This is a genomic window from Rhizobium yanglingense (assembly GCF_977109285.1).
In genome coordinates, this window is sequence record NZ_CDSAWY010000005.1 from 1,791,978 (window position 1) to 1,812,887 (window position 20,910).

Consider the following 20,910-nt stretch of genomic DNA (forward strand, 5'->3'; position numbering starts at 1 on the left):
CTTGTTAGCTGGAAGCAGGCCTAACTATCTAACTGCCGTCGATCGCCTCGCCGATGCGGGCGATCGCCTGCTGATAGACACTCGCGGAGTTCCAGCCAGCGATGGCGCCCATGTTGCCCTGATAGCCCCCGCCGGCCCGCCAGCCGTGCGCCCTGAGGAAGTTGGCCGTGGACATCAGCGCGGTACTCTTGTCGCGCACGTTCCTGCTGCCGACGCCGTATTTCAGGACGTTCCCCGGCAGGAACCCGGTCTGGCCGATCTCGCCGTGCGTGGCGCCGACCGAGCCGGCACTCAGCGCGCCGCTGTCGACCAGCCTGAGCGCGATGGCATGCGGCGCGAAGAATTGCGGGCGGCGGCAATCGTAGGCGAGCGTGACGATTGCCGAAACAGTGTTCTGGTTGCCCATGGAGGCGCCGAAGCCGGTCTCCATACCCCAGATGGCGAGCAGCACCCCGGCGGGCACGCCGTAGTTACGCTCGATGTTGTCGAAGAGTGCTGCGTTTGCCGTCTTGAGCGAACGGCCCTTGGAAATAATCGCGGACCCGCCGCGTCGTCTCATAAAGTCGTCGACCGGCCGCTGAAAGCCTTGTTGACGGAGCGGTCGGCCTGGATAGTCCTTACGGGCGTTATTTGGCACACGGCAAGCGCTGCAAGACCCTTTCCCTTGACACCGGCGGCCTTTGCCGTCTCGGCAAACTCCACTTTCCACTGTTCAAATCCGGCAGCGCTTTTGCCGCATGAGGCCGCCTGAGCAACGCACGTTAGATGGCAGAAGGCGAGGGCGCCCGCCGCAGCAATCAACTTTCCTTAGCAAAGAATGCCATGTCGCTCTCCTAATATGCCTGAACCATCATGTATCCGGCCGCATGGCGTCACTCCTTCACTTGCGAAAAGCTAAATGGTTGCTCGCGCGCTCGAGAAATGAGAGCAGATCAATAATGGCGATTGTGCGAAATAAAGCCAGTCATGGCGATTGGACCATGACGACTGGAGGACGGCGGAATGGCCGACTCAATGGTCGGATCGCGACCTAGAGGCCCGTGGAGAGGGGTCGATGTCCGGGATGATGGCAGCGAACGCGCCCCAAACGCGCGGCATGGCCAACGTGCGGCCGTTCGGAGGCTGTCCGGCGTGTCGCCCGAAAGCTCCGCCGAGGTTGCCAGCTTGGCGACAATTCAAAAGGTATTAGAGAGAGCAAGAGACGGTACGAAAACGCCGTTTTCGCGATCGTGCAGGCCGCCATCATCAAACGAGAATGGGGATCAATCGCTAATTTCTGCGCTGCCCATAACCATCCGATTGGCGACACGCCGGGGGTGGGAAATGCGGGCCATGTTTGCCGTAGCCGCGAAGACTACGGTAACGTCGACGCCTTTATTGAGAGATTTCCAGGAGATGCCGCTTGGCCCTCAACGGCCGTGGGGACGCCCGGTCGCGGTAGGCATGGCGCCTACCGCATCCTGTAGGAAATGCAGCATGATCGGTCCAGATCATTAGTGTAATGAAGACGGTTAGGCTTTGGCTAGCTCCTCTATGAGCGTTTCCGTGTTCATGATCCGACGATCTGTCGCTGCTCGCTGCGCGCCTGTTTCCGAGTTTCGTTCCCGACGGAGACGAACCAGCTTCTCGCGTATCATTTGGCGCTCAAGGAAGAGCTCTTAACGGGTTAAAGACGCCTTCGCCACACTCACGCCCGCGCCGTGCCCTCAGGCGCGCCGCACGTAACCCTTGAAGCTCAGGAAGGTCGCCCAGCGTGCCGGTTATACAGCGCCGCCACGACGGTAGAGGCGCGGCCGCGTATAGATGGTCGAAGCCGACTCGCAATCGCGACCTGGGGCAAGACGATGCGGATGATGCCGCCGATTGTCATCAGCCAGCCCAGCACTGTGATGATCACGCGCCAGTCCATCTGCCATCTATTGTGCAGGTTGACGATTGCGAGGCCGGCGAGCAGCGACAGTAAACCGGACAGATAGAACAGGATGCCAGAGTGCAGCGCCTCCGCGATCATGCTCTCATACATGCCGAGATTGACCAGCATGCCGAGCGCGATCAGCGACGAATGTCGGCCCTAGAGAGCCTGGCGAGAAACAGCGATCGATCCAAGAGGCACCTCCGCCCCACGCTGACCGATCAATATGTAGGTGTAGGAAGCCAGCGCGTCAAATGTAGGACGTGGCCCCTGCACCTCCAATGAGAGGCAGGAACCGCTTACATCGGCCCAGTCCATCGCCTACCGAGCAAGAGAAAAACGATATAATGTGTTACGAGCAGTGCGGAACCGAAACGCCGATATTTATAAGCCGGCCCCATAAATGGTGCGGCATCGTAAACAGTGGCACGCGCAATCGCGTCGATTAGGTCAAGAGTTCCTACGATGTTGAAAATTGCGACAAGCGAACGAGCGGCACGCGCTATCTCAGCCGACACAGCCCCAATGGCGATAAGCGCCAATACTGCAGTGAGAAGATCCCCGTATGCGGCCGGCGTTGCGAATTCCCAAGGGATCCCAGCATAGACAGCGCCAGGAGCGAGGAAACATTAGTCCCAAATGTCGCAAGGAATGCAGCAGAAGTATTGGCCGCACAATGGCAGAAGGTTCCAACTCTGAAAGCTTCGGGATGAGATAGATTTAGCGGCTATCCAGAATACGAGCGTGCTGAACAGCAGATTTACAGTCAGGATATTCACGGAAGCCTCCGCAAAATGTTTGATTTTCTAAAAGCCATCCGTTTCCTTGGCGAGGGAATGTTAGCAGGAATTGCAAGCAGTCAGTCAACATTGCGCGCCAGTGCCGCGCGAGCGGCTTCGTCCTTGGATGGAACCCGGTCTGGAAGCAACTTCGCCGAAGGAGTGAGCCACATGGACGGGATCCTAAACGCCCCGGGAACCGAGCGCGATGTCGCGCCGCACGGCCATTGCCTATGCGATCGGACTGCCGCTTTCGCTGCTTGGATTGATCTTCCTGCCGGCCGGCACAATCGCTTGGCGGCCCGGATGGATATTCCTTACAGTTCTGATTTTTGGCTTTGGCACTTCGGCCCTCGTGCTCGCCCGGGTCAATCCTATCATCTACCGCGCGCGCAGCCGGTTTCAGGCGGGCACAAAAAGCTGGGACAAGGCGCTGCTTGCGGTCATCCTGCCGGCGATGGCAGCGATCCTACCGGTCGCGGCGCTCGATGCCGGGCGGTTCCATTGGTCGGCTGTTCCGGCTTGGGCGGTGCTATCGGGCTATGTCGGTGTGCTGGCGGGCATCGCGGTGACCGGATGGGCGCAGGCGGTGAACCCGTTCTTCGAGCCGGGCGTCCGAATCCAGTCCGAGCGGCATCAGCGCGTGATCGATATCGGTCCCTACCGTTTCGTGCGTCACCCCGCGATATATCGCCGCGCTGTTCCTGTTCTTCGGCATGGCGCTTGCGCTGGGCTCGTTCTGGCGCGCCTCGGTCCCGCCGCGCTGGCGGCGGTGCTGCTCGTCGTGCGCACGTCCTCGGGAAGACCAGCTGTTGCGGGCCGAGCTTCCTGGATATGACGACTTTTCCCGTCGGGTGCGGGTGGAGATTGGTCCCCGGCGTCTGGTGAAGGCGGGGATTCGATGCCGGCTGCCGAGCACGAGGGGGCGTGTTAAGGCAGTCCGACCTTTCACGGCGTCTTCTCCGTCTCATCCTGGGCCTGATCCTTCTCGTCGTATCGGCCGTGGTGACGACCTCACGGCGCCTGCCTGCACTGCAGCATCGGCCTCGTCGCTGGCCGAGCATGGTGCGAGTGGGCGCCCTGGACCATGGGAATGCGACACCGCCGCTACGAGGCAATCGTGACTGAACGACCGCTTTTCCCTCGCCAGCGATAGCCGCTTCGGCAAGCGCGGCGTCGCCGTATGGAGATCACGCCGGTCAGACGCCGATTGCGATCAATACTTGGCAGAGGGAAAACTTGAACCTCGCACATGTCGCGCACTACGTCGTCAATATCCTCGTCCAAGCAATATTTGACACCCAGCGTCATCACGTCGCGGACCCTGGCATCGCCACCCAGGCCATCGACCAAGGCCCGGTCCATCAGATCCCTGCCCGTGATCATGCCGATGCGACCGCCAACCTCACCGTCAAGCATGACACCAATTTCGTGATCCGTCCTTGTTCGGACGATCTCCGAAATTATCTGTTGCGGTAATGTGATCTCGGCGTTTCGGGAGATCATGGCGTGTACTCGGACGGCCGTTCAACGGTAACGTCGCCGATCTTAGACAGCATCACGAATTGCTTGAATGTCTGGAACGACTGGAACGCAGCCGCCACGTTAGTCCCTGTCTGGAAAGGGGCGCTCGGCGTATTGCCGGCAAGGTTCGTCTGCGTCGACCAGAGGGACTGCCAGTAGCTCCACAAATGATCGCCCATTGAGTGGCTCGAGGCGACCATTACGCCGGTTGCGATCTGAGGCTGCGGATTGGCGCCCGGGAAGCGCTCACCCGTCTTGATGTAGGAGGCCATGAGATAAGGCATGTCGTGGCCGTCCATGTGGGCGAGCCCCACATACTGCACGCGGACAGCGCCCGTGCCGCTTAGGTCCAGCATGTCGGCGGCCTTGCTGGAAACATCGATGATGCGACCCTGACGATAGGGACCGCGATCGTTGACGCGCACGATGAGCGAAGAACCGTTTTCAAGATTGGTCACCCGCACATAGCTGGGCAACGGAAGGGTCGGATGCGCGGCGGAAAGGTGATCCAAGTCGTAAACTTCGCCGTTTGCGGTCAGGCGCCCGTGAAAAGCCGAGCCGTACCAGGAAGCGACTTCCTTCTTGTCGTAGGTCGGGTCTTCCTTCGGATAGTAGCGCTTGCCTTTCACAACATAGGGCTCGCCGACCATATAGTGGCCGCCGCCCTTGGGAATATTCTTGCGGTAGACGACCCGCGATCTCGCCTTCACGCCGTATGCTTTTTCGGAAAAATAGACCTTGCTTCCGTTCTTGTTCGGCGTTTGCGTGGTCGCACAGGAAGCAACGCTGGCGCAGACCACCGTGATTGCCAGCCATCGCAAGCCTTTGACAGCCGTATTTGCATTAACTACCCCCTCCAACGGTGGCGACAGCTTTCCGTGCATCTCCGGCAAGCCTCGACACAAACGCTCATGTTGGCCACGCGCTCACTGTGCATTGGGGCGAAGAACAGACTGTCGATGCATTGCTGTATTCTGGGGTCGGGCCATTAATTCGTTCCGTCGGTGAACTAATATTAAAAACCGGGACCCAATGCCAAAAGTTCCACTGTGACACGCGATTTTGCGCCGCCCTTTTACTTGGGCAACTGACATCGCCATCCGGACGCCGCCCCTCGGCAGTGAAAACGACCCCCGCCGAACGCACCGCGCGGTTGCCGTGCAAATTTGACATGGCGCTGGACTGGATCGTCAGGTGACGGAATCGGGGTTTGCTCACCGCAACTGTGCGGCCATAGTGGCAAGCTGACTGATCCACACTAACGCGAATTCTGTTCGTCAAGGGCCGTTGCCGTACAGAAAAGTATACTTTCTAGCACAGCGCATCTTGTGCGTATTCTTTGCGTACATTAACTATGTGCAAATAACTCTCTGAGAGGAAAGTGTACACAAGTGGCAATCGTCGGATATGCGCGCGTGTCCAGCGTCGGACAGGATCATGGGGGACAGGTGGAACGGCTGAAAGCGGCCGGCGCGACGAGAATCTTCCAGGAAAAACGCTCTGGTGTAGACCGTGAGCGTGAAGAGCTGAAAAAGTGCCTCGACTATGTGCGGGAGGGTGACGCGCTGCTGGTAACGAAGCTCGATCGCCTGGCCCGCTCCGCTGTCGATCTGCTCAACATCGTTAAGGAAATGCAGGCCAAGGGTGTCGCCTTCAAGGCGCTAGACCAAAGCCTCGACATGACGACGCCGGCCGGCAAACTGCAGCTCCAGGTCCTCGCGGCCGTTGCTGAGTTTGAAACTGCCATTCGGCGCGAGCGGCAAATGGAAGGTATCGCACGTGCAAAGGCCGAGGGGCGAACGGGGCGGCCGAAAAGAGGTCACGGAAGCAATCGCCAGGGACATATGCACGCGCCGGACCTCGGGCGAAAGCTTCCGCTCGATCGCGAAGAGTGTGGGTTTCAGCGTGGCAACGGTCCAGAACGTCTTGAAGAGCGCGCCAAGCAAGCAGACGGGCTGTGGGTGCGGATCGAGGGTTTAGTCCGCCGCTCGATTGATTAGTTGTCGATATCGATTTGGCGCTTGGTCCCAATTTGGGTGTCTCCGCATCGGGCAATGGTCGGTCCGACGCTAACCTGCTGGCGAGGTTGGCTTCGGTGCCAGTAGACGAGCCGGTCGTGCCGAGAGAGACCCAAAACGCCGAGCCCGTCGATCGCTCCGAGCCTGCGCGCGCCGCTTGGCAGCGGCTACGGCACGCCACGTTACGGGACTGGCGCGAGGAGGAGGCCTAGGTGATTTCACCTCCGGCCGATCTAATCTAATGAGACGATCCTGCGGTCGATGGAGGCATCATCCGTGAGGCGGCGGGAGCTTGGCCATGGCTTCGATGAGGACCAGGAGAGACATCAAGCGGAAGCGGTTCAACAACCTTGATCAGTTTCCGGCGCTGGCTCGCCTGGGACTGCGTTTTTCCCAAGCGATAAGGAGCTGCAGCCATGATCAGATCGATCGGCGAAAATCTGAAAACCTCGCTTAAATGGATGAGCCGAGAGACTTGCATCGGCATCTCATTGCGCTCGTATCGACCGGTACGATTATGGAGGCCGAGAAATGGCGCGACTTCGGCCATCGTAGGGCCGGTTCCCTCTCGAGCTTCTCTTAATGCTTCGGAAATACCCGATCTCTGGATCAGACGTTTCAACGAGACCTTTCTCATCGATATATTTCTCAAGCTTGCTCGTCAGGCTGCCCATGATTATCCCATCCCCTCTTACATCACCGGCACAGCGTCTGGCTACTATCACCGCCGATCGACGTCTCCCGACTGGCAGGCCAGGATTTCAGCCTGGTGACATGCTCCGCCTCTACATTTGGGGCTATCTCAACCAAGTCCGATCATCGCGACACCTCGAGCGCGCATGCGTCCGGGACCTCGAAGCGCTTTAGTTGATGCGCCGGCTGGCCCGGACTACCGCACCATTGCCGCGTTCCGGCACGACAATCCGGAGGCGATCATCGCCGCCAGCGCGGCCTTCGTGGGGCTCCCCTCTGCCGGGAGCAAGGGCTCGTCGGCGGGCGCGTCCTGGCGGTCGACGGCACCAAAATGCGGGCGGTGGCGGAGTCCAAAGAATATCGCGGGCGCCGAGCGTCTCGCCCGAGACATCGCGCACACCGAAACGGAGGTCGCCTACTACCTCGACCGGCTCGACATCATGGACGAGACGGTGGCCCAAGGCTTCGAGGATCAGCCGCTACACGGCGAGAATTTCGCGGCCGCCATAGCTTCGCTCGAGCGCCGGAAGGATCGGGCCGTTACGCGCGGTGGTTCCACACTCTTTACCTAATGCGATTTAAAGCTGCAAAAAGGGGGTCGCTTTTCTACTAAGGGCGATCTAGAGGTGTGAATACCCATCAAGGAGTAGCGAATGTCAAGTTTTTTGTACGGCCGAACGATCATTGATTTATCATCTTTGTCAGGCCCACGCGTTTATTCAACAGATCTTCTCCCCGCTCTGTTCAAGTCGAGCGATCGGGAGGGTAGCGTCGCAATTGCTTCCCAGCTCTGAAAATCAAGCTCATCACGAAAGGTCTCGTTACTCTCAACAGCGTCTATCTGCTCTCACCGGGCGGCGTCGCCCTGTTTGAGAATGATACCGGGTTGTTCGACGGCAACGGGATTCTGCCGGCCTTCCGCGACGATCAAACAGAGCTTGATGATCTGGTCCAACGCAACGAAGAGCTTGCCGCAAGCGGGATCGAAGGCGCCCGCCTCGACGAGCATCTCGCAAAGCTAAAGAACTCGCTGACAAAAATCTTGCCTTGGAAACTTGCGGAAAATGGCGAGAGCCTGCGCACCCTTCTCATCAATGGACTGACGAATGACGGCTCGCTGATATCCATTGAGCTTGCGAAGGAAGGCTTCGGTCAGGCCGCCAGACAAGAGCTGGTAAGTGGCATCCGAAGCGCTGACATGAGCGCCAGCACCAATGTTCGAAATCTTATGAACGTCAAATCGGAAATCGCGTCTCGTTTGCTGCAGGCATTTGTGACGGCAAGCTACCACAAAGTAGGAGCTGCCGTCGTCAATTGTGAAATCGGTACGGATCTCCACCCGCTGTCTGAATACAAAGCTGCGGACATGCTGCTGGCCGCCCGCTCCGCTGATGGTGGTCAGGACAATTGTCGAGGAAGCAATCTTTCTGGACACTTTTGCGGCGACCGCCCTCTCAGCGGTTCAGGGGCTAGTCACGGGCGATAGCATCATCGATGCGATTGATTTCAGGACGGCGCATAAATTGAGCGAAGCGCTTCGTGAGCAGGGTTTCCAGGCCGAGTATGACAAAGCGCTGAGCAAGATCATGTCGATCCATCCTTTAACCGTCCCAATCTGGAAAGCATCAATATCGATGACATCACCCAGGCGGTGACCCATCTTCATGGACTTTTCGATGAGGCCATTATGCGTGAACTGTCAAACTATCGGACAAAGGGCCAACTCGAAGCCAAGCAGCGGATAATCCAGGTGGGCGCGGACCTGTCCCGCGATGCTGCGGGCCAAATTCCAGGTCTGAGCAATATCGTTTCCATCTTCGACGCCGTGCAGCATGCGAAGGAAGGCGTAGCCACCGGCTGGGAGATGTTGATACTCCGCGATACCCAGAAAGCGCTGGTGGAGGGCGCCAAGAAACGGCGAGACAAACACGAATGTCAGCCATCAACACGCTCTATGCCGGCAAAAGCAGCAAATCGAAGCTGCTCGACGGTGTCGCGCTTATGACCGACCTTTATGTAAAAGCAATCGAACGCGTCTAATTATTCAGCTGGTCCCGGATCTCATCCGGGGCCAGATCCTCTATGCCAAGCTTCTTCGTTGCCCACAGGCGAAACTTATAGTGATAGCGCGCTGCGGCACCAGACGCCGCTTGCTCCTCAACTGCGAGGCTGTTGCCGATGAGTAGCGGCTTTAAACCGGTTTCTGCTTCAAACTGCTTTCTCAGGTCAGTCGACCGCCATGCCTTGTTAAGCCGCGTGATCCAAGCCGCCGAGGATTGTAGAGAAGTCATTGGCTGCATCGGTCTCTTCCAGTGAAACGAGAACATTCAACGAACAGGCTACTGCACTCGCGCGATTCGTTCAACAAATGATCGACGGTTGCTCGTCAATTCCTACCGTATCCTAAGCAAGTGTCGTTTTGAACTTTTGGTACTGCGTTGCAGGTTCTACGAAAAGATTGATCACATCAAGGACATTCTGCATCATCTCTTTGTGCTACCGCTACCTGGCGTTGTGAGCAGTGATCACGACGACTTCGGCAGCCGTTACGACTCCCGCAGCTTTGTCAAAATCCTGTCAATTAAGGCCTTGGCGGATGCTGAATTCGGCGAGCACTCATAGACAAGACTGCAAAACCGGGCGAATGCCTTGCGCTCGCTCGAGGCCATTTCCGGTAGTTCAATCTGCAATGGTGGAGCCGATCTCAGCTGGCATCGTATTTTGCTCGAAGAGTATCGACAGTAAGCCCATGTTGCTCAATCTCCGCCGTCTCGAACACCGGATTTCTGAGCGCCCTTTTTACGCGGGAAAAGCTTTCTTCGGTGCGTACCGCCAGCTTTTCCTTTTCGTCCGCGTCGATCACGCCTTGCGCGAGAACGTCGATGGCCTGCTCAATCTGTTGACGTTGAAGCTCTGCCTCGCGCAGCCATTTCCGCTTCACCGAACTCGTCCGGCTTGGCGATTTCTCTCGCTATCGGACCAAGCTGATTGACCAAATTGGTGTAATGCGCATTTTGCTCGAAATGATCGCGTCGGCCGTTGGGCACGATCCTGCGGTCAACAACATGGATCTCTCCGACTGCCCAACCATTAAACCGCGTCTCGGGGGAAAAGATCCTCCAGAAGACTATTCTCCCCGATCTGCACATTTCCAGCCCTTAGCCGTAAACCCTTGACTCCGGCTGAATTTGGAAGTGCCCCTTCGTAATCGTGGTGAAGAATCGAAACGATGGCGGCCGGCTCGCCTTCCATGCCGGAGATTTCGCGGCTCATGGCCAACCGGTCAAATGAGATGGCTTCCCCGACCACTTGAATCATGACGTCGCGGTGAGGCCGGTAGACAGGTGTTTCGCTTCCGTCGATGTGAATTTCGAGCTCACCCAGGGCCACGACAGGTGCAAGTGCCGCTCGTATTTCGGATGCATGTTTCGAAACTCAGGAAAACTGGAACTGGTCCGACTTGGCCGAGGTAATCATCCACAGCGGTGGCGCTCATGAGTTTATCGCTGCGGATTCGAATAACGCCGCGAAGTTCTACCTCAAAGAAATGTTCCGGGTAGTCTCCTGCGGCGGCTTTCTTCGAGGGGTGGCAACACTCCGAATTAAGTCCTCAATGCTGCCCTCAGCCTGCCGTAGCAGCGACTTCAGTTTTCGGCAATCCCAAGCGAGCTCCGCGACACGGTCGTCGCCGACAGCTCTTGAGCGAAAAATTAGTTCCTGGGCATAGCCCAGCCCCGCAAGCCGTCCCACTCCACGAAAGCCGCGGGCGGTCGTCCCACGTTTGCCGCTTGCTCCAAGCGCTCCCATTTTTCTCGAAAAGTCAGCATTCTTAACGCCGGTCCCGTTGTCCCGAATGCGGATCGATCGCGTCGCTGTGTCGATATCGATCGTCACCTTTCCAGGCTCGCTTCTAAGGATGCCTGATTGGCGTGCATCATCGATCGCATCGGCGGCGTTTTGAATATATTCGCGATAGATAGTCATCGGATCGACATACATTGCGCTCGACACGAGCTCGAGCACGTCGCGACCAATCACGATGTCGTCGATCGACTCTGTAGCCCCCTGCTCCTTTGCAGCAAGGAGCGCTGCTCTATCGGCGCGAACTACGGGCTCCATGCTCATGCGACAATCCTTTGCTTGGGTTCATTCGCCTGCTGAAGCCGCAGGCCCGTCTTCCTCGTAGTCAAGTCCGGCATCCTCGACACGCTCGTCTTCGGCAAGTCCTAAATCCGATATCGATTCCAATCGAACGAGCTCCTTTTGCTTCACCCAGATCGAGCTCAGCTCTTCCTTGGATGCGGGAGATAGAAGCGCAAGATGTGGCGGACTTTGTCGTGGTTGGCAAAGTCGCTCAAAAGCACGAATTCACGCGGATCCCGCGAGGAGAGAAGTTCCATCAGTTCGGCGCGCCGTACTCGTCGAGCTCGGCAAATTCGGTCTGAAACGCATAGAGCTTCTGGTCGGGATCGAGGCGCTCATACCAGGTACGATTGAAAATAAAGTCGTGTGGCAGCATCAGGATGCGCGCGTAATCGTCAAAGGTATCTCCAAAGGCGCGCTTGAAGAATTCCGGCGCACCGCTGACGATGCGGGTTGCCTGCAGGATGATCTGCATCGAACGCAACTGATAGCGGGACCATTTCTCGCCGATGTGACCTCGGTCGGGACGGTTGGTGGGCTGGTAGCGCATCGGGAACGACCAGATGCGGATCCCCAAGCTCTTCGTTCAGCGAAACATCGAGTTGCATGCGCTCCAACAAGTCTTCCTGGTCGTCGTGGAAGTTATAAAGCATGTAGTTCGACAGTTCAGTCAGGCCATATTCAGCAGCGTAACGAACGGCTTGCTCATAAGGCTTCCTAACCCCAAGGTGGTCGAACGCAATCCGCAGCGGCTTCAGGCAGATACTCGACAGCTCACGAAGATACATCGGATCCTTGCACAGGATGCGCGCGTCGACACCCTGGTTGAAATCGACACGCCGCTGCACCGGGACCTTCGCGCCTGGCCGCAACAGCTTGGCGCCGGGAATAAAGCCAAGGTCCCGTATTTCCGCGATACTGTCCTCGAAGCGCGGCGAGGCGACAACGTTGTTGTCCATCAGGATCAGGTCCTTCTTTGGACCGTAGTGCTGGTCGATGGCGCGTACGAGGTCTGTAAGCGATTCCGTGTCGCGCTGCATGCCCTCAAGCTTTGGCACGCCGCAGAAGTGGCATTTGCGAATACAGCCGCGCGATGTGTAGGCGAAATAGGCGTCGCGCACCGGGTAACGGTAGCCAACCTGTGACAGGATACCGTAGTCAGGGACGAGATCTTCGATTGGCCGGCTGGCGATATCGCTGGCGTAAAGTTCTTCCGAAAACTCATCGAGTTGCAGGGACACCGCAGGCGCCTCGGACAGGAGACCCTTGATGAAGCGAATGCCGTGCCAGGCGCGCTCGACGAAGCGCTCGTGCATAAGGGATGCGGCAATGCCGCCAACGAAAACTTTGTCGGCTTGACCATTCGCCACCTCGAGCGCGAAATCGATCGATTGTGAAATCTTCGGATATTCGAAGGAAAAAAGCGTCGTGACGTAGATGCGGTCCCAGGCTTCGTTGAGAACCTGATCGGTCTTCCCCCTTGATGAAGCGCACCCGATCCTTCTTGCCACGCGGGCCGTGGTATCGCGCGATCTTCATCAGACCAAGCGGTGGGTATTTGTTCTTGTATCCCGGTTCGATCAGAAGAATGTTCTTGTCAACCATTGACCACCTTGTAGCGTGCGCGCTTACGTGCATCGCGAATGTATTCGATGGCGGCTTTGACCCCGCCCTGACCGCCAAAACCCTTGAGCGGGCCAGACGTTGACCAATCGATAGAGCCCGCAAAGTCTGCCAACGCCGTCGTGAAGGCATGTTTGTCGCAGGCCTGGCCCATTTCCCTGCACTCGATGAAGATGTCGGCGGCTATACGCATGAGCGCATAGACCCCTATCCCTTTGGTCAGCATATGCCGTCGCGGGTCCGCCCATTCCCTGGGCATGACCGCTACTACCGCCCTCCAGAAGTCGAGAACAGTCCTGGCGGCGTCGTCAACGGGGTGATCCGACAGGATCCTGCTAGCCTTCAGAAAGTCATTCACCGCCTGCTGCATCATACGCAGCGAAGCAATCCGCTTCAGACCAGACGTCGTCTTGCCGCCGAGGTTTAGGCGGCGGAGCCAGGCGTTCCTCGATGTTGTTGAGCTGCAGCGCAATGAACAGCTCGGGTCGGTCATCCGCCAGAGACTTAGCGAGGTGCGCCTCATGATAGTCGAGGAGGCTCGTGCTCAGACCCTTGGCCTTGCTGTTGATGATGCTGAATACTTCCATTTCCTCTCGCTGGGAGAGGCCGATGAAGCACATGAACGGCAGCGGGATTGGAAGGTCACTCAAATGGCCCAGTCGATGTTGGCAATCGACCTGGGCCATGATCTTCCCTGCATTGGCCGAAATTTCCAATTGCACTCTGCCATCCGGCAATTCGACGATGCGCCAATCGCCTTTGGCGCACGGTCGCAGGTTTAACGTCAGAGGTATCGTCGAGCTATTGGGTTCCTTGATGTAGCGTCGGAAGTCCTGACTGTGGCGCTCGTTGAAGGGGCGCTGATAACCGCGACCGCCGTCCTCATCAAGGATGTCGGGAAAACTCAGTTTGTAGAGCAGCTCAGCAGGCGCGAACCCCAGCAGAACCTGCAGATGGGCGGAGCGGCCCGTAAGGCAGTCGATCACTATGGGGAGGGACACGGCGCTAATTAGCTTCCTCCAAAGTGCAGTCATACTGCATTTTGTGCAGCCTAACGCTGCAGGTCAAGAAACATAGTGAAACTCAACGAAATTCGGCCCGAATCGCACTGTGGACGTTTAAGCAATTCCCTTGCATATGAACGGCGGTGCAGACTTTACTTCGGAAAAATGGGAGCAAAAGTGATTCTTACCATGACTGTACCGCATCTTCGGCCAATCGTCTCTGGACACGAGATCGGTGCAGAATTGCACCGAAGAAAAAGTAAGGAAATTTTCAAGACCGTTGCAGCATCCACGAAGAAGCTTATCGCCGAGAAGGTCAAGCTCGAGGAGGCAGACGGTTGGCGCAGCGTCAGAAACAATGCAAAGTCTACCCGCCTGGCCAAGCTCAAACCTGCGGATGAGCAGCTTGAGGACGAGGTCTGGAGCCTCTTAGCTCAGATGGGCTTCAAGGAGATGAGCAAGGGCCGCCAATTTCTTGTTGCAGTTGAGGATGGTCTCCCACCACGTCAGATCGACGTATTCGCCAAGGATGATGAAACCGTCATAATCGTCGAATGTACGCAGAGGGACGCGCCTGGCAAAAAGAATATGGCGAGCCTTATCGAGAAAATACGGGCTATTCGAGAGCCTGTTTTGAAATCGATCCGCGCCTTCTCTACGGGCCGCAGGCCAAGTTGAAAGTCAGGCTTGTCATCGCCACTAGAAACATCTCGTGGAGCGAGTCGATCTCGACAAGTGCAGGGAGGCCCAGATTGCCGTCATCGCTGACAGCGAGATTGACGATTATGCGTCCCTCGGCCAGCACCTCAAGCACGCCGCCCGGTACCAATTTCTCGGCCACATGTTCGAGGGCCAGAAAATCGACGGCCTGGCCACGCAAGTTGTAGCTACCTGTGGAAAAATGGGCGGCGAAACGTTCTACACCTTTCTTATCCGCCCAGATGACCTCTTGAAGATCGCCTATGTGGGGCACAAGGCCAGCCGTGACATTGAGAGCCTTGAGACATACCAGCGCATGTTACAGCCGAAACGGCTCATCAAAATTGCAGAGTACATCAATAGCGGGGGCAAATTTCCAACGAACATCGTCCTCAACCTGAAAACCGCCAAGCGATCAGGATTGAGATTCGACGTCAAAGAGAAGATCGGCGAGGAGACGTTCGGCGTTCTCCATCTGCCTGCCAACTACGCCTCGGCCTGGGTCATCGATGGCCAGCACCGTCTGTATGGATATGCACATGCCAGGCAAGGTAAGGGATTTGCTGAGGACAAAACCACCATTCCAGTCTTGGCCTACGAAAATCTGTCCGCCCACAAGGAGATGGATCTCTTCATTGATATCAACAGCAAGCAAGTAAAGGTTAGCACAGGGCTGCTTGTCGAACTCTATTCAGATCTCCATCGGGCTCAAGCGATCCTGAGGAAGCGTTTCAGGCCCTACTGTCGCGAATATCTTCACGCCTCAACACCTCGAAAACTTCCCCGGTCAATGACCGGATGGTTGTCACCGGCAAAAAAGACCTCTTACAGATGCCTGACACAGACCTCTATCCGCGATGGCCTTGAGGTCGCAAAAGTGGTCGCTTGGCACTTTCAGCAAGGGCGCAGTCGTCCCAGGCCCGCTCTCGACGGCAAGGGTCGATGCATACGATGCAAACCTTAAGAAGGCTATGTCCGTAATCGGCGATTGCTTTCGGTTGTTCGCCAACCAGCTGGCAAGCCATTGGACAACAGGCGATGGGCCAGGTGGATACCTTTGCACCAACAACGGCATTAGAGCCCTTTTCCACGTTATAAAGGATGTCGCAGATCATATTCGACACAAAGACGGTTCCGATCTGTATTTGCTCACAGCCGAAGAGACATTCGCCGAGATTTCGCCGTACCTGCAAGCGCTCGTTGACTATTTCAAAGCAGCGACTCCACAGGAGATACAGTCCTTCCGACGGATAGGCTCCTCACTGACTGCGGTGAGGCAGCAATCCTTTGGCCTAGAAGCGCATATTCACGCAAAGTTCACGGATTTCGGTCCCTCCGGGTTGAAAGAGTATCTGGACTCTCGCGACGTTGTGGGGACTGAGGAAGCCGCTGCTAAGGTCACTAAGATTTACCGTAGGCTGTTTGATTATGTAATCAGTACGCTTAAGAAGCATTACGGCACGGTCAGGAAGGCGTGGTGGACGGAAGGCATTCCCCTTAAGATACGCCAGGAATGTACCGCAGCGTGGGAAGCAAAGAATAGAGAAGGAGAAGAAGAATCCCAGCTGTACCTCATAAGCTACATTGATATCTGCATCGCCAATTGGGATCTCGTGAAGGACGTTATCTCATTGGATGCGAAAGACACGGGCAACAAGAAAGTCAACACAAAATGGATAGCAGAACTTAACGAGATTAGACAAGGCACGACCGACCCGGAGCGTGCGCGGAGTTCTGAGCACGAAACAGGTTGCCTTCGTTAACGAGATTTTTGAAAGGGTCGAGAAGTTTCTGCCCGAGGAGAATGCACAACGACAGAATTCGCCAGCCGTCGTATTGGGGAGCGACTAACTGGACAAATCGCTGTTGACACATGTGCGGCGATGCGCTGGGTAGGAGTGTGGGACATAGCGTTTCTAAGCATTATCCGTTGCTGTTCGGGAGCAGCTTTCGAATCGGCGATATCGCCGCACGGGACTATCGAGCAATCCCGCAGCCCGATGAGTGCCGGGCCGGAACCGGAAGCACTCAAGCACAAAGATCGCCCTGTGGGGCTGGATGTGACCGGAAAGAAGCGCAGCCGGACAGGTTGCGCTGCGCCGTACCTGCCAGGCAAACTAAGAACTGACCCCCTTGTCTCTGACACCAGGATTCGCAAGCAACTTGGCGGTAGCTATAGCGCGGCGATCAGGATGAGACGCGCATTGCCTCGCCTGAACTGCTCCCTAAAATCGGTGTGTTGCCTCAGCTAATTTGCTCCCGAAGAAACGACCTCAGGAGCTGTGATGAGGAAGGTAAGCATGGCGACACGGGCGGAATTGGTGACGGCGATCAGTGGACGCTACGTTTTAGGCGGTCGAGCCGAGAAGGCGAGGATGTTGGACGAGTTCGTGGCTCTCACGGGCTTTCATCGCAAACGCCGGCGATCTCGACCGTGCACGCGGTGCTCGACCGCAACGGGCTGGTCGAGCACCGCAAGCGACGGCGCAACAGGGCTCAGGGAAAGATTGAACAGTGCATTGGGGCTGGCGAAGAGCACGCCGTTGTCGGTTCTGATCGCACTGGGTAAGCCGAACTCCTTGAAGACGCGCTCGAACACGGTGAAGGCGTAGGCTTCCTTCGTCGTGTGCAGCGCTTCGCAAGCCAGGAGATAGCGGCTAGCGAAATCGGTGATCGTCAATGGATAGCAGTAGCGCTTGTCGGCGAGCATGAACTCACCCTTGTAATCGGCGCACCACAAGTCGTTCGCTCACAAGGTCTGGGAGAGTGGTGAACTGGGCTGTTGGAGGATCTTGAAGCCGCCCGTCAAGCTGCTGATTTACTAAAAGAAAAATGGTGCCGCTTACGTGGAGCGATATCGCTAGACCACCCAGAGACCGTAAGCGCCTGTTATTATTTCACAATTAGTTGTTTCATCTAAGCTATTTGATGCGTCAAATATCCGCCGTTGGGCTCAGTGGTGGGTATCGCAATGCGGCTCAAAAGGCAAGCTAAAGGTGAGCATAGTCGCACCAACGATAGCTTCCGTGTCAAAGAATTCCTCAAAAGGTGCCCAGAAGAGGACCGGCAGCGACTGTATCCGAACCGTTATTGATTTCATTGGATTTTATTAGCCATATTGTCAGTCTCGTGTATCAGTTATGTGTAGCATCCCAATCATTCTGATTTAAGTATACTGAGTGGATCGCGGCAATAGAGCAGTCGCTCAATCACCCGCCCATCTAGTCGACGCGGCTCCTCATCACGGCAATATCAGCCAATTTCTTTACCCGGCGCAGCAATTAATGCCACACTGCTTGAAACCAATAGGACACGCAAAGGCACCTGTTGTAGTAGCTACAATTATCGCAACGCACAGCATCACCGTTTTCATTTGAACCTCCTATGTTTCGTAGGACATTTTTGATGCCACGTTTTTCTCCATCATCCGTTTGATCAAGACCGCAGCACCAATCTGCTTAGAAATATAACTGGAGCTCCATTTCCCATCGCTTGCATATCCGCCTGGCCTTGAAACGGAACTGAAGTTCCAGAGATATGCTGAAGGCACCTTATGATATCGATATCCAAACCCATTGTACTTTTCAAATCGATAGAGACTGCGCTCGACAGTCCAACTTGACGCCGAAAGTCCCGAAAATCCTTCAAGCTTTAATGCGTCACCCGCACTTGACGCCCAGGCCCTCACTGGATCCCAAGGATTTGGAGGCCATGGTGGAGGAGGACGATTTTTTGGGACCTGCTTTGTCAACGCACGCAAAGGGTCCCCGTTGTGAAGGTGTCCTAAGAAGTTCGCGCTTGCTTCGCGGAGGTGCAGAGTTGCAATGAAGTACCACGGCACGTTCGTTACTTTTTCAAGTGCTCGGTACTGTTGCACGTTCCGGTCTCGCGTGAAGAACGTGATCCATCGGTCAATCTCGGCAGTATGTTCGGATTTAACCGCGCACTTATCAAAAAGTTCTCGGTAGTGGCTGGACAGCTCTGAAAACGCAGGAGGCGTGGTCTTTCGCGTGCGGGTTTGTAACGCCGCGTTCAAGCGACTCAAAGCCTGACCGCTATCGATGGCTAGTCCGGCAGCATCCGAGTTCGGGCTGGACACTGTGGCAACGACAATCTCAGCTAGTAGAAGCTGTCGATCCGCGTCCGTTACAAGCCCTCCAGGCACCGCCTCCGGCGACAAAGCACCGACCTTAACTGCCCGCGATAAAATATCCGAAAACTCCTGGGTGTCCTTGGATTGGCCTAATGCATTCAGCGGAAGGAGGGACGCCAAGGCACCGAAGCCGACGAGGCCTTGTCGCCGTGTGAGCAAGGATACCATTTCACTTTCCTCCGTAAAACTTGCGGTGGTCTCTTTGATCTGTCGCCGAAAGCAAGAACTTCGGTGATCCTCCCCCGCCGCAGGGATAATGCATAACGGATGAGCTATCGTATGGGCTCAATGCTTTCCAGTTTTTGTCCTTCTCTTCATAGAACTCGCACCCTTCAATTCCGCCGATGTGGCTATGGCGATAGCCAAGGACGTGCCCAATCTCGTGTCGGATGATCCCGACTTTGTCGTATTCGATCTGCTGAAAATATTCCGGCCCAATGATCACATATCGGGTGTCTCGCGGATCGTTAGGGAAAAATGCCAAGGCGTAAAATGCTCGGGCGTTGGGATCTTTTTTTACAATGAAGGTCACATCCGATAGGGATGGTTTAAAGTCGTGTTCTGGTTTATGTGTTATCGACAAGCCGCAGCCGCAGGACTTAGTCCAGGCTGGTATGGCAAGTAGAAAATTCTTCCTAATCAGTTTGTATTCCGCGTTGGTGAAGGACCGTTTGTCGATTGCGAAAGTCAATGACCGGTGGCCAAGCGGCCACTTATCTGCAAGACCATTTCGAAACATGACATTCAGTTCGGAATTATTAGCCACAGGAACCGGAGTGGCGGAGTTTATTCGGGCCCAGACCTGCTGTTGCGTCAGCCGGAGGTCTCCCTCCAAAACATAGAAAGGTTCTCTGCCGTCATAAACGACCCGCGGCAGTTTAGACAATAGTTCGATGAAGGCAGCGTCATCTGTAGACTTGCCGACCGCATTTTGAAAATCGGCGCTCGTTACATCGACAGCCTAGGTTTGCGAAGCAATGGAGAACAGAAAAGCAAACGCGATGCGAATGCCGAGCAGAAATAGTTTCATCGAACCTATCCTTTTGTCCCGCATAATCGCGGGAGTTTGGCCCTCACAACCAACTCCTTACAAGCGGCTTCCTTTATGCTCATTATACTTACCGCCTCGTTTTTCCGCGCTAATACCTTGCAATCCTTATCTCTTTCGAACCCTGCATGGTGTAAGCCGATTACGCGACCATCGCTTTCGTCGAAAACCGGGGCGCCCGATGCGCCAGGATCTGTGTCGCAGTTGTGGAAAAAGAACTGCGGGCGGTCAGCTTCAGCGACGGAAGCACAATTTCTGCTAAGATTTTTTGCAAGAGACCGAGCATGGTGCACCACCAACAGGTTACTTGTAGCTTCATTTCCAACTGCTATCTCGACTGGAATCGGCAAGCTGTTAAGAGGTGCGCCAGCCGCAAGCGGCTCTATCTTTACAAGCGCAAAATCGAGGGCGGGATCAGCGGTAATGAGTTCTCCGCATCCAAATTGGGAGGACGACGTCCCCCCGTCCCACCTAAAATCCAATAAGCAATTGCTCAATACCTCGGAATTCCAATACAACGTGCTGTTAAGCCACTTAGCTCCACCACAATGCCAGTTCGTTAATATAGTATGGTCTTCCACGAGGACGCTCGTGCACGTCCAGCTTTCGAGATCGCCACTTGGAGACGTGCCGCTTGTAAGAAGAAAAGCAACCGGATCCGCCAGTCTCCTTATTACGTCCCCCGACTTGTATGCTTCATGCCAATCGGGTTCAGGCTTTTTGGTCGAAAACAGATGCACTTTGTTACTTTCAGCGGGGTACGCGATTGCCCCTACAAGGGTAACCTCTTCAGTTGGCTTTAACCCCAAAACCTCAATATTGAGGCGGTTTCCACGGACGCGTTCAGTCCAAAATCCCTTGGTGGCGGCAACATTGCTGGGCCGACGAATTAGGAGTATAGGGGTCGCCCTACATCATCACGGACAAATATCACCCATGAGCCCGCCGCTGGGATGTTGTCCTTGATTTGAAGTCGCAAGCTACTCGTCGGCGCGTTTTGAAAGTCGTCGTCGCTGACAGTTTTGAAGTTTTTCTTGCTTGATAATACGTATCCAAGCCTCTGCCACGTGCCGAAGGATGACGTTGCCTCTCGATTTGCACAATCATTATTGTCCGCTAGGACCGTGCTTGAGACAGAGGCCCACGTAATGACAATCGCAAGACAAAACAATTTAAATGGCCAAGATATAGTCATGTCTGCTCCTCCAGACCTGCGACTAATAATCAACCGTGCCACATCTATGCCGCTTGTCAATGTTTTATTTAATCGGTAGAATAGAATTGTACATATTTCCTGATGTAGACTGGCTGTGA

At 55.7% G+C, this 20,910-nt stretch carries 24 protein-coding genes and 2 pseudogenes; 9 read left to right on the forward strand and 17 right to left on the reverse strand.

Annotated elements, in window-relative coordinates; translation table 11 throughout:
* Window positions 1-28: 28 nt before the first annotated feature.
* Window positions 29-824, reverse strand: a pseudogene (locus ACW4PC_RS18635) (lytic murein transglycosylase).
* A gap of 911 nt (window positions 825-1,735) precedes the next feature.
* Entirely contained in the window at window positions 1,736-2,041 is a 306-nt protein-coding gene (locus ACW4PC_RS18640; protein WP_455874740.1) for a hypothetical protein, read from the reverse strand.
* An 858-nt stretch (window positions 2,042-2,899) separates the two neighbouring features.
* Here ACW4PC_RS18640 and ACW4PC_RS18645 point away from each other — a divergent pair.
* The gene (locus ACW4PC_RS18645) at window positions 2,900-3,529 is read left to right on the forward strand and encodes a methyltransferase family protein (protein WP_455874741.1); all 630 of its coding nucleotides are present in this window, start codon (window positions 2,900-2,902) and stop codon (window positions 3,527-3,529) included.
* 269 nt (window positions 3,530-3,798) lie between these two features.
* Here ACW4PC_RS18645 and ACW4PC_RS18650 read toward each other — a convergent pair whose 3' ends face one another.
* Together ACW4PC_RS18650 and ACW4PC_RS18655 are read right to left on the reverse strand one after the other, a co-directional pair.
* On the reverse strand, window positions 3,799-4,197 hold the full coding sequence (locus tag ACW4PC_RS18650; protein WP_455874742.1) for a CBS domain-containing protein: 399 nt from the start codon (window positions 4,195-4,197) through the stop codon (window positions 3,799-3,801).
* Window positions 4,194-5,036: a septal ring lytic transglycosylase RlpA family protein gene (locus ACW4PC_RS18655; RefSeq protein WP_455874743.1), complete on the reverse strand. Its 843-nt coding sequence runs from the start codon at window positions 5,034-5,036 to the stop codon at window positions 4,194-4,196. The genes ACW4PC_RS18650 and ACW4PC_RS18655 overlap by 4 nt, the downstream gene beginning before the upstream one ends.
* A gap of 570 nt (window positions 5,037-5,606) precedes the next feature.
* Here ACW4PC_RS18655 and ACW4PC_RS18660 point away from each other — a divergent pair.
* Complete coding sequence (locus tag ACW4PC_RS18660; RefSeq protein WP_455874744.1) at window positions 5,607-6,215, forward strand: recombinase family protein; 609 nt, start codon at window positions 5,607-5,609, stop codon at window positions 6,213-6,215.
* A 256-nt stretch (window positions 6,216-6,471) separates the two neighbouring features.
* On the opposite strand, the gene ACW4PC_RS18665 is transcribed toward ACW4PC_RS18660, so the two are convergent.
* Window positions 6,472-6,870: a helix-turn-helix domain-containing protein gene (locus ACW4PC_RS18665; RefSeq protein WP_455874745.1), complete on the reverse strand. Its 399-nt coding sequence runs from the start codon at window positions 6,868-6,870 to the stop codon at window positions 6,472-6,474.
* A gap of 137 nt (window positions 6,871-7,007) precedes the next feature.
* Between ACW4PC_RS18665 and ACW4PC_RS18670 the strand changes: the two genes are divergently transcribed.
* The 4 genes from ACW4PC_RS18670 (at window position 7,008) to ACW4PC_RS18685 (ending at window position 8,931) form a co-directional block, all read left to right on the forward strand.
* A complete protein-coding gene (locus ACW4PC_RS18670; RefSeq protein ID WP_455874746.1) occupies window positions 7,008-7,100 on the forward strand; it encodes a hypothetical protein in 93 nt (30 codons plus the stop codon).
* Complete coding sequence (locus ACW4PC_RS18675; protein ID WP_455874747.1) at window positions 7,073-7,498, forward strand: hypothetical protein; 426 nt, start codon at window positions 7,073-7,075, stop codon at window positions 7,496-7,498. The genes ACW4PC_RS18670 and ACW4PC_RS18675 overlap by 28 nt, the downstream gene beginning before the upstream one ends.
* 314 nt (window positions 7,499-7,812) lie before the next feature.
* Window positions 7,813-8,412, forward strand: a complete 600-nt coding sequence (locus tag ACW4PC_RS18680) for a hypothetical protein (protein ID WP_455874748.1) — start codon at window positions 7,813-7,815, stop codon at window positions 8,410-8,412.
* A gap of 201 nt (window positions 8,413-8,613) precedes the next feature.
* A complete protein-coding gene (locus tag ACW4PC_RS18685) occupies window positions 8,614-8,931 on the forward strand; it encodes a hypothetical protein (RefSeq protein WP_455874749.1) in 318 nt (105 codons plus the stop codon).
* 31 nt (window positions 8,932-8,962) lie between these two features.
* Here the strand turns inward: ACW4PC_RS18685 and ACW4PC_RS18690 are convergent, their stop codons facing one another.
* The 8 genes from ACW4PC_RS18690 to ACW4PC_RS18725 all read right to left on the reverse strand — a co-directional run bounded on the left by ACW4PC_RS18690 (window position 8,963) and on the right by ACW4PC_RS18725 (window position 13,693).
* Window positions 8,963-9,226 (reverse strand): hypothetical protein, encoded by a 264-nt coding sequence (locus tag ACW4PC_RS18690; RefSeq protein ID WP_455874750.1) that lies wholly within the window; start codon window positions 9,224-9,226, stop codon window positions 8,963-8,965.
* A 404-nt stretch (window positions 9,227-9,630) separates the two neighbouring features.
* Window positions 9,631-9,867, reverse strand: a complete 237-nt coding sequence (locus tag ACW4PC_RS18695) for a hypothetical protein (protein WP_455874751.1) — start codon at window positions 9,865-9,867, stop codon at window positions 9,631-9,633.
* A gap of 149 nt (window positions 9,868-10,016) precedes the next feature.
* Window positions 10,017-10,316 carry a hypothetical protein gene (locus ACW4PC_RS18700; protein WP_455874752.1) on the reverse strand — a complete coding sequence of 100 codons (300 nt, stop codon included), beginning with the start codon at window positions 10,314-10,316 and terminating at the stop codon, window positions 10,017-10,019.
* A gap of 144 nt (window positions 10,317-10,460) precedes the next feature.
* Window positions 10,461-11,051 (reverse strand): ATP-binding protein, encoded by a 591-nt coding sequence (locus ACW4PC_RS18705; protein ID WP_455874753.1) that lies wholly within the window; start codon window positions 11,049-11,051, stop codon window positions 10,461-10,463.
* 274 nt (window positions 11,052-11,325) lie between these two features.
* Entirely contained in the window at window positions 11,326-11,544 is a 219-nt protein-coding gene (locus tag ACW4PC_RS18710) for a hypothetical protein (RefSeq protein WP_455874754.1), read from the reverse strand.
* Window positions 11,465-12,580 (reverse strand): hypothetical protein, encoded by a 1,116-nt coding sequence (locus ACW4PC_RS18715; protein ID WP_455874755.1) that lies wholly within the window; start codon window positions 12,578-12,580, stop codon window positions 11,465-11,467. Before ACW4PC_RS18715 ends, ACW4PC_RS18710 begins: the two co-directional genes overlap by 80 nt.
* An 86-nt stretch (window positions 12,581-12,666) precedes the next feature.
* Window positions 12,667-13,065 carry a hypothetical protein gene (locus ACW4PC_RS18720; protein ID WP_455874756.1) on the reverse strand — a complete coding sequence of 133 codons (399 nt, stop codon included), beginning with the start codon at window positions 13,063-13,065 and terminating at the stop codon, window positions 12,667-12,669.
* Window positions 13,043-13,693 (reverse strand): DGQHR domain-containing protein, encoded by a 651-nt coding sequence (locus ACW4PC_RS18725; protein WP_455874757.1) that lies wholly within the window; start codon window positions 13,691-13,693, stop codon window positions 13,043-13,045. Before ACW4PC_RS18725 ends, ACW4PC_RS18720 begins: the two co-directional genes overlap by 23 nt.
* A gap of 75 nt (window positions 13,694-13,768) precedes the next feature.
* On the opposite strand from ACW4PC_RS18725, the gene ACW4PC_RS18730 reads away from it, so the two are divergent.
* Genes ACW4PC_RS18730 through ACW4PC_RS18740 form a run of 3 tightly spaced genes read left to right on the forward strand, consistent with a single transcriptional unit; the run spans window position 13,769 to window position 16,158 of the window.
* Entirely contained in the window at window positions 13,769-14,374 is a 606-nt protein-coding gene (locus ACW4PC_RS18730) for a hypothetical protein (RefSeq protein ID WP_455874758.1), read from the forward strand.
* A 34-nt stretch (window positions 14,375-14,408) separates the two neighbouring features.
* Window positions 14,409-15,359, forward strand: coding sequence for a DGQHR domain-containing protein (locus ACW4PC_RS18735; RefSeq protein ID WP_455874759.1), 951 nt, complete (start codon window positions 14,409-14,411; stop codon window positions 15,357-15,359).
* A gap of 7 nt (window positions 15,360-15,366) precedes the next feature.
* The gene (locus ACW4PC_RS18740) at window positions 15,367-16,158 is read left to right on the forward strand and encodes a hypothetical protein (protein WP_455874760.1); all 792 of its coding nucleotides are present in this window, start codon (window positions 15,367-15,369) and stop codon (window positions 16,156-16,158) included.
* Window positions 16,159-16,895: 737 nt separating this feature from the next.
* Here the strand turns inward: ACW4PC_RS18740 and ACW4PC_RS18745 are convergent.
* The 4 genes and pseudogenes from ACW4PC_RS18745 to ACW4PC_RS18760 all read right to left on the reverse strand — a co-directional run.
* Window positions 16,896-17,141, reverse strand: a pseudogene (locus ACW4PC_RS18745) (DDE-type integrase/transposase/recombinase); the annotation flags it as partial.
* A gap of 636 nt (window positions 17,142-17,777) precedes the next feature.
* On the reverse strand, window positions 17,778-18,716 hold the full coding sequence (locus ACW4PC_RS18750; RefSeq protein ID WP_455874761.1) for a hypothetical protein: 939 nt from the start codon (window positions 18,714-18,716) through the stop codon (window positions 17,778-17,780).
* Window position 18,717: 1 nt separating this feature from the next.
* Window positions 18,718-19,434, reverse strand: coding sequence for a hypothetical protein (locus ACW4PC_RS18755; RefSeq protein ID WP_455874762.1), 717 nt, complete (start codon window positions 19,432-19,434; stop codon window positions 18,718-18,720).
* 149 nt (window positions 19,435-19,583) lie between these two features.
* Window positions 19,584-20,336: a trypsin-like serine peptidase gene (locus ACW4PC_RS18760; RefSeq protein WP_455874763.1), complete on the reverse strand. Its 753-nt coding sequence runs from the start codon at window positions 20,334-20,336 to the stop codon at window positions 19,584-19,586.
* Window positions 20,337-20,910: the final 574 nt, after the last annotated feature.